Origin of the sequence: Streptomyces cahuitamycinicus (assembly GCF_002891435.1) — a bacterium.
Taxonomy (GTDB): Bacteria; Actinomycetota; Actinomycetes; order Streptomycetales; family Streptomycetaceae; genus Streptomyces; species Streptomyces cahuitamycinicus.
In genome coordinates this window covers 1-8329 of record NZ_POUC01000360.1, presented here as the reverse complement: position 1 = coordinate 8329, position 8329 = coordinate 1, and the positions used below count along the sequence as shown (strand labels likewise).

The following is an 8329-nucleotide window of genomic DNA, read 5'->3' as shown; positions in this document are numbered from 1 at the left end:
ATCAACACCCTAGAGTTCGTCGGCAGCGTCAGATGTGTAGAAGAGACAGGCGCCGAACGCCCCGTCGGCGACGCGTGGATCGGCGAGTCGCTGCTGTACGTGCTGCGTGAGCGGCTCGGACTCGCGGGTGCCAAGGACGGCTGCTCGCAGGGTGAGTGCGGCGCGTGCAACGTCCAGGTCGACGGACGGCTCGTGGCGTCCTGCCTGGTCCCGGCCGTGACCGCCGCCGGCAGCGAGGTCCGCACCGTCGAAGGCCTGGCCGAGGACGGGCAGCCGTCGGACGTGCAGCGGGCACTCGCGCGCTGCGGCGCCGTGCAGTGCGGCTTCTGCGTCCCCGGCATGGCGATGACCGTGCACGACCTCCTGGAGGGCAACCCGGCGCCCACCGAGCTGGAGACCCGCCAGGCGCTGTGCGGCAACCTGTGCCGCTGCTCCGGCTACCGGGGCGTGGTGGACGCCGTCAAGGAGGTCGTCGCCGAACGCGAGGCGCACTCCGCGCCCGCCGACGGCGACACCGACGGGGCCCGCATCCCGCACCAGGCGGGCCCGGGCGCCGGTGGCGTGAACGCGTCGGCCTTCGGAGCACCCCCGGAACCGCACAACACCGGACCGCACTCCCCAGAACCGCATGAGCAGCCCTACGGCCAGGACGGAGGCCCCGCGTGAGCAACGAAGCAGCCACCGCCCAGGCCGCGGAGGCCGCCCCCGCCCCCGAACCGCTTCCGCACGGCATCGGCGCCTCGCTGCCGCCCGCCGACGCCCGTGCCAAGACGGAGGGCACCTTCCCGTACGCCGCCGACCTGTGGGCCGAGGGCCTGCTGTGGGCGGCTGTGCTGCGCTCTCCGCACCCGCACGCGCGCATCCTGTCGATCGACACCTCCCACGCGCGCGAGATGCCCGGCGTCCGCGCCGTCGTCACCCACGAGGACGTCCCCGGCAGCATGCTGCACGGCCGCGGCACGGCCGACCGCCCGGTCTTCGCTTCCGAGGTCGTGCGCCACCACGGCGAGCCCATCGCCGCCGTCGCCGCCGACCACCCGGACACCGCGCGCATGGCCGCCGCCGCGGTCATCGTCGAGTACGAGGTGCTCGACCCGGTGACCGACCCGGAGCAGGCCTTCGAGGCCGAGCCGCTGCACCCCGACGGCAACCTGATCCGGCACATCCCGCTGCACCACGGCGACCCGGAGGCGGCCGGCGAGATCGTCGTCGAGGGCCTGTACCGCATCGGCCGCCAGGACCCCGCGCCCATCGGCGCCGAGGCGGGCCTGGCCGTGCCGCGCCCGGACGGCGGCGTGGAGCTGTACCTCGCCTCCACCGACCCGCACGCCGACCGCGACGCCGCCGCCGCCGCGTTCGGCCTGGAACCCGAGCGCGTCAAGGTCGTCGTGACCGGAGTCCCCGGCGCCACGGCCGACCGCGAGGACCAGGGCTTCCAGCTGCCGCTCGGCCTGCTCGCGCTGCGCACCGGCTGCCCGGTGAAACTCACCGCCACGCGCGAGGAGTCCTTCCTCGGCCACGTCCACCGGCACCCCACCCTGCTGCGCTACCGCCACCACGCCGACGCCGAGGGCAGACTCGTCAAGGTCGAGGCGCAGATCCTGCTCGACGCGGGGGCCTACGCCGACACCTCCTCCGAGGCCCTGGCCGCAGCCGTCGCGTTCGCCTGCGGCCCCTACGTCGTCCCGAACGCCTTCATCGAGGGCTGGGCCGTACGCACCAACAACCCCCCGTCCGGCCACGTACGCGGCGAGGGCGCCATGCAGGTCTGCGCCGCCTACGAGGCGCAGATGGACAAGATCGCCAAGAAGCTCGGCCTCGACCCGGCGGAAGTGCGGCTGCGCAACGCCCTGGCCACCGGCGACGTGCTGCCGACCGGCCAGACCGTGACCTGCCCGGCCCCGGTCGCCGAACTCCTCCAGGCCGTACGGGACTTCCCGCTGCCACCGCTGCCCAAGGACGCGCCCGAGGACGAGTGGCTCCTGCCCGGCGGTCCCGAGGGCGCGGGCGAACCGGGCGCGGTGCGCCGGGGCGTCGGCTACGGCGTGGGCATGGTGCACATGCTCGGCGCGGAGGGCGCGGACGAGGTCTCCACGGCGACCGTGAAGGTCCACGACGGCGTCGCGACGGTCCTGTGCGCGGCCGTCGAGACCGGCCAGGGCTTCACGACGCTGGCCCGGCAGATCGTCCAGGAGACGCTCGGCGTCGACGAGGTGCACGTGGCACCGGTCGACACCGACCAGCCCCCGGCGGGCGCGGGCTGCCGCGGCCGGCACACCTGGGTGTCGGGCGGGGCGGTGGAGCGCGCGGCCAAGATGGTCCGCACCCAGCTCCTCCAGCCGCTCGCCCACAAGTTCGGCATGTCGACGGAGCTGCTCCAGATCACCGACGGCAAGATCACGTCGTACGACGGGGTCCTCTCGACGACCGTGACCGAGGCGCTGGACGGCAAGGAACTGTGGGCCACCGCCCAGTGCCGCCCGCACCCGACCGAGCCGCTCAACGAGGCCGGGCAGGGCGACGCCTTCGTGGGCATGGCCTTCTGCGCGATCCGTGCGGTGGTCGACGTCGACATCGAGATCGGTTCCGTGCGGGTCGTGGAACTGGCCGTCGCCCAGGACGTGGGCCGGGTCCTGAACCCCGCCCAGCTGACGGCCAGGATCGAGGCGGGTGTGACGCAGGGCGTGGGCATCGCCCTCACGGAGAACCTCCGCACGCCGCGCGGCATCGTCCGCCATCCCGACCTGACCGGTTACGCCCTCCCGACCGCCCTCGACGCGCCCGACGTCCGTATCGTCCGGCTGGTGGAGGAACGGGACGTCGTCGCCCCCTTCGGGGCCAAGGCCGTCAGCGCGGTGCCGGTGGTGACGTCCCCGGCGGCCGTCGCGTCCGCCGTACGGGCCGCGACAGGCCGCCCCGTGAACCGGCTCCCGATCCGCCCCCAGGCCGCGGTGGTCACCGAACGGGGCTGAGGCCGCTGCCGCCCGCGGGGCCCCGCCCGGACCCGCGCACCGGACTCCGCTCCGCTCGCGCGAAACTGACGCGACGCCAGGGGACGCCAGGGGACCGCCAGGGAATGAAAGCGATTTCGGCGGAGAGGGAACGCGCGGGGGTGCTCCGAGCGTCTTGTGAGGTGACGCGGCGTGGCCGTCGGGCGCGCGTCGCTGTTCCGGGGCGTTGTCAGTGGTGGGGCGTACTGTTCTGGGCAGTGGGGAACGGCTGCCGGGCTGGGCCGGGTGGTCTGCCGTGCTCCGCCAGGGGACGGTGAGCAAGCACATGCGGGGGAGCCCATGAGTACGACCGACGCCGGTTCCGCGGTGATCACCCTGACGGAGTCCGAGCTGGACCCGTGGGTGACGCACGCGTCCACGCGGCACTGGCTGACCGGCCCCGGACTGCCCGGCCTCAGCGGCGTGCTGAGCTTCGCGGAGCTGAGCCGCCAGGGTCTGCGCACGGTCGCCGACTCGACGGGCGACCCGGACGACCGCCTCTCGGCGGAACTGCGCGAGCAGCTGGTGATAGGCGGACTGCTGGGCCCCGGCGGCCTGGAGACGGAGTCGGTCCTGCTCGACGGCGCGACGGGCGAGATCTCGACGACGTACGTCCTGCACGACCGCCCCGACCTGATGGACCGCCGCCCCCTGGCCCCCTCCCTGCGGACGCTGGTCCGCTTCGCGGAGGCCACGGACGAACTGGCGGGCCTGCGCGGCCAGTTCGCCTCCTACGCCGGCCGCTACGGCCCCAAGGCGGTGGCGCAGGCGTCGCAGCACCTGCTGGCGGTGTTCCGTGACGGCGCGGACGGCGAACCGGCCCCCTTCTGGAAGATGGCGGCACTGATCCGCCCCCTGTCCCTGGTGGCGGGCCGGGGCGGTGTGTCCGGCCTCTCCCTGGACCTCCCGCACCGCCTCCTGGACCAGGAGTTCGGTCCCGGCAAGGTCGCGCGCTTCGAGGACGTCGACTTCCCCGCGACCCTCACGCACGAACCGACCCGCCGTTTCCTGCGCGAGGTGGGTCTGCCGGAGGACGCCCACGTCTTCTCCCTGGACACGGACGTCCCCCTGGCGACGCTCGCCGAGTACTACGCCGACACCGGCGCCCCGGCGGAACTCCCCGCCGGAGCCCACCGCCTGATCCGCCTCGGCCACCTGGTCGAGGACAACAGCCTGATCGTCGACGGCGCGACGGGTGCGGTCCTGAACTGGAGCGAGACCGAGGCGACGCTGTACCCGCTCAACACGGACGTCTCGACCCTCGCCTTCACGTTCTGGCTGCTGCACCGCGAGCGCGCGATAGACGCCCAGTCGTCCCACGAGCTGACCACCGACACCTACGACCAGCTGGCCATGACGATGCTCCAGGTCCTGTCCACGGTTGACCCGACGGGCGTGACGGTGGGTGGAACGGTCCGTCACTACTGGACGGACGCGTTCCAGGACGAGGCGGGCGGGGTGCTCTGACGGTACGACCGTCAGGCGGACTTGGCTGCGCTGCCGTCAGGCGGACTCGGCGGTGATGCCGTCGGGCGGACCTGACGGCGCTGCCGCCGAGCGCACCTGGCAGCGCTGCCGTCAGGCGGACTTGGCAGTGTTGCGGCGGCGTACGGCGAACACCAGACCGCCACCGATCACCGCGGCGGCGGCAGCGGCACCGGCGAGGAGCGGGGTGCCGTCGGAGCCGGTGGTGGCGAGATTGCCGCCGGTGGTGCTGCCGGTCGTGGTGCCCGTGGAGCCACCGGTCGTGCTGCCGGTCGAGGCCGTGGCCGAGGGGGATGCAGTGGCGCCCGTGCCGCCGGCGGCCTGGCCCTCGGGGGCGTTGCCGTTCCCGCCGTCGCCGGAGCCGCCGTTCGCGCCGTCCGAGGGGCTCGGCTCCGGCTCGTAGTCGCTCGGCAGGTCGATGCTGATCACGGCGGTGTTGTTGGCCCGGTTCGTGTCGTACTTCGGGGCGATGTCGTAGACGGACGACGCCTTGACCTCACCCTTGGTGTCCTGCGCGGACTCCTTGACCTTCAGCGTGAAGGTGTACGCCAGGGACTGGCCCACGTCGAGCGTCCCGTCCTTCGGCCAGCACACGTACTTGGGCTTGCCCGCGGTCCCCTGCGGCCCGCTCGGCCCGTCGATCCCGAACGGCGCGCAGTCCTTCGGCACCTTCACGGCGACGGTGCCCGGCGGGATCTGCACCAGCAGGCCCGGAAGGTCGTCGCTCTCCTGGTTCTGCACCCAGCCCGGGCCGTCGTTGCGCAGGGTCGCCGTGACCGACTGCTCCTCGCCGGCCAGCGCCTCGGTGTCCTCACCGACCGCGACGAGATCGGCGGTGTTGTCCGCGGTCAGGGTGAGCCGCCGGTAACTGTCGTCGTACCCCTCGCCCGGCGCCTCACCGCTCACGCTCGTGCCGTACTCGACGGCCTCCATCAGGGCGCTGTCCAGCGCCTTGAACCGGACGGGCGTGGTGACGGAGGCACCGGGCTCGACGACCGTGTCGAGTTCACAGACCGCCTGCCTGACCTGGTCCTTGACGGTCGAGTAGGTGCAGCCCTTCACCGGCTCGGGGAAGTCCAGCCCGCGCGTCAGACGCACCTGGAAGGTGACACCGTCCACGGCGGCCGTGCCCTGGTTGGTGAGGGTGACGGACTTGTCGTACACCTCACCCGGCTTGGGAGCCGCGGACGGCAGGGCCGACACGACCAGCTCGGGCGCGCCGTCCTCGGCGTGCGCCAGGGGCGCGGCGACAACGGGACCGGCGACGGCGATCACGGCGGCGGCCAGGACGGCTGCCGGGGGGCGGAGGTGCACGGTGGTTCTCCTCGTCGATTCCTCGTCGGGCCCGGAAGGCACGACGACCGGAGCGTGGGCTACCGGTCATGTCCTGGACACGCGAAGGGGGCTCGGGGTTGTGCACGAGTTTGCCCGGCGTCTCAGGACGAGGTGGGCGGGGTGACGTGGGAACCGGGCGTGCGGTGGAGAACGGTCCAACCATCCCAGCCACGCTGCTTCAGCAACTCGATGAGCCGGCGGGCGGACGGCACGGTGTCGAAGGCGAGTGCGTCCATCAGCTCGACGAACGTCGGCTCGATACCGGCCGGGCTGCCGAGGTACTCCTCGCCCCGCTCGTCGGCCAGGTTGGTGAGGTAGGCGGCCACCCGGTCGGCCAGCACCACCAGCGACCGGTCGTCGTCACCCCGTTCGAGAGCCTCACTCAAGTTCAGGTAGAAGCCGGTGAACTCCGGGTCAGCGATCAGCTCCTGCTTGCGCGCGATCCACTCCGCCACTCGCCCGGGTGAGCGCGCCGCCAGCGGGAGCCAACCGTCCCGTTCGGCCTGGACGATCCTTTCGTCGACGCCGAGCGCACGCAGCCGGTCGAGGAACGCGACCACCTCGGAGGGGAGGGCCAGCCCGTCCCCCGAAGAGAGCCGGGCGATTCGCTCACGGTGGCGCTGCCGCTCCTGGATCTCGGCCTCCAGCCTCCTGTCGATGCCCGCGACAACCGCGGCGAACTCCTCCTCACCGGCCTGGAGCAGCTCCCGCACGCGAGCAAGGGGGACCCCGGCCTCAGCGAGGGTACGGATCCGCAGCAGCTCCACCACGGCACCGGCGTCGTACCGCCGGTACCCGGAGTTGTCCCGCTCGGGTTCGGGCAGAAGTCCCTTGGCGTGATAGTGCCGCACAGCGCGGACGGTGACTCCGGCGTACGCGGCCAGCTCGCCGATGGTCAGCATGAGGCCAGTCTGCTCCGGATGATCTCGGCGACGTCAGGCGCATGCGTGAAGACCAGCCCATGGTCGCCGTCGATCCAGTCCGCGGAGATGCGCGGCTGATCGCGGATGAGCCGCTCCACGCCGGCACGCCACAGTCGGTTGTGCCGAGGGGCCCGCCCCTCGGCGCTGTCGCCGGCGATCGCAGTGGACATGATGACGTGCACGGGCAGGTCGATCTTCTGATACCGGTCGAGGATCTCGCCCCGGACCACATCCATCTCGATGCCCAGGCCGAAGATGTCCTCGGCAGTGAGCGACCCGTGACGCGCTGCCTCGGCCTCTGACACGGCCCGGAACTCCGCGAAGTCGGCGTCGGCGAGGAACGGCTCCGGCAGCGGATTCGCCCCGTCGATGAGCACGAGCCCGGCGACGGTCTCGGGACACTGGGCCGCATAGTGCACGGCCAGGTCCGCGCCCAGGGAGTAGCCCACGACCACAGGCGCCGAGGGCAGGTCCAGTTCCGCCATCACGGCGACGAGGTCATCCAGGAAGGCGTCGAAGGAGTACCGCTCGGCGGGGGAGGCGAGGCCATGCCCGCGGAGATCGAAGGTCGCGACATCGTGATCGCGCCGCAGCAGCGAGACCAGCTCGTACAGGTCGGCTTGCGTGCAGTTCAGCCCCGGGCACAGCACCAGGGGGCGCCCCCGGCCGCCACGTGACACCGGGATGGAGACACCGTCGTGCTGAACGGTGAAGCACTGTATGCCGCTGTCGCTTCTCACAGTCATGCGGACATGCTGGGGGGTTGACCGTGCGTCAGGGTCAACCCCGGGTGTCGAAGGCCGATCCGAGTGGCGGGCAGCCGGCGATACAGGCAAGGGCTTCTGCCCCGAACTCGTCGTCCGACCGCCTGGCATGATCGACACGTGACCAGTGCACCTGGGCGGCCGGGCCGCATGAAGTACGACGAGCGTTGGGCCGAGTGCTGGGACGAGGACCGGATTCAGCTGCGCACCTGTGGCTTGCCCGTATCGCCCTACAGGCATGGCCGAAGCCCAAGGGCGACACCGACTGACGAACGGGGGCCGTGCTGCGCCCCACGGGCCGCGCCCGGTGGTGGGCTTCGGCTGGGCCGGGTGGCTCGGTGGCCGGGTGTTTGCTTCGGCCACCAGGGCGCTCGTCGACTCGGTGCCCGACCGCGCGACCCGGACGGGCATAGTGCAAGGACCCCTTAGCAGGCAAGTCATCCTGTGTGGCGAAGTCAGCGGTCCGGCCGCTGACTTCGCCACACGGTGGGTGCTGCCTGAGCGGCGAATTTGATCACTGAAGAGCTTAGTTGCGCGGTGGTCTGATCGCCGCTTAGTCGCCGTATCCCGCATCCGGGAGCTGACATGTGTCGCCGTCGCCCTCACTGGAATTCCTCGCTCGTATCCGTCAACTGAGACGGACAGCCGAAAGGGCGACACCCGCCGGGGCGCCACCCTTTCCTATTGCCTGATCAGGGCATCCGAGGCCGTGGCGGGATTCGAACCCACGTAACTCGCTTTGCAGGCGAGCCCCTGAATCACTCGGGCACACGGCCGTGTTCCCACTCGGTGTAGTGACCGTAGGGCGGGGTGGAGGGGGGCTCAAGGGGAC

At 72.0% G+C, this 8329-nt stretch carries 6 protein-coding genes and 1 tRNA gene; 3 read left to right on the top strand and 4 right to left on the bottom strand.

Annotated elements, in window-relative coordinates; translation table 11 throughout:
- The 3 genes from C1J00_RS48585 to C1J00_RS33000 form a co-directional block, all read left to right on the top strand.
- Positions 1 to 666, top strand: a 666-nt coding sequence (locus C1J00_RS48585; RefSeq protein WP_146046295.1) for a (2Fe-2S)-binding protein, incomplete at its 5' end; no start/stop codon positions are given.
- Complete coding sequence (locus C1J00_RS33005) at positions 663 to 2972, top strand: xanthine dehydrogenase family protein molybdopterin-binding subunit (protein WP_102912650.1); 2310 nt, start codon at positions 663 to 665, stop codon at positions 2970 to 2972. The genes C1J00_RS48585 and C1J00_RS33005, both read left to right, overlap by 4 nt.
- Before the next feature lie 318 nt (positions 2973 to 3290).
- Entirely contained in the window at positions 3291 to 4457 is a 1167-nt protein-coding gene (locus C1J00_RS33000; RefSeq protein WP_102912649.1) for an SUKH-4 family immunity protein, read from the top strand.
- A 111-nt stretch (positions 4458 to 4568) separates the two neighbouring features.
- Here C1J00_RS33000 and C1J00_RS32995 read toward each other — a convergent pair whose 3' ends face one another.
- The 4 genes from C1J00_RS32995 to C1J00_RS32980 form a co-directional block, all read right to left on the bottom strand.
- Positions 4569 to 5789 (bottom strand): LPXTG cell wall anchor domain-containing protein, encoded by a 1221-nt coding sequence (locus C1J00_RS32995; RefSeq protein ID WP_102912648.1) that lies wholly within the window; start codon positions 5787 to 5789, stop codon positions 4569 to 4571.
- 122 nt (positions 5790 to 5911) lie between these two features.
- Positions 5912 to 6712, bottom strand: a complete 801-nt coding sequence (locus C1J00_RS32990; RefSeq protein WP_102912647.1) for a MerR family transcriptional regulator — start codon at positions 6710 to 6712, stop codon at positions 5912 to 5914.
- Positions 6706 to 7479 carry an alpha/beta fold hydrolase gene (locus tag C1J00_RS32985; RefSeq protein ID WP_102912646.1) on the bottom strand — a complete coding sequence of 258 codons (774 nt, stop codon included), beginning with the start codon at positions 7477 to 7479 and terminating at the stop codon, positions 6706 to 6708. The genes C1J00_RS32990 and C1J00_RS32985 overlap by 7 nt, the downstream gene beginning before the upstream one ends.
- A 722-nt stretch (positions 7480 to 8201) precedes the next feature.
- Positions 8202 to 8273, bottom strand: a tRNA-Cys gene (locus tag C1J00_RS32980).
- Between the last annotated feature and the right edge of the window lie 56 nt (positions 8274 to 8329).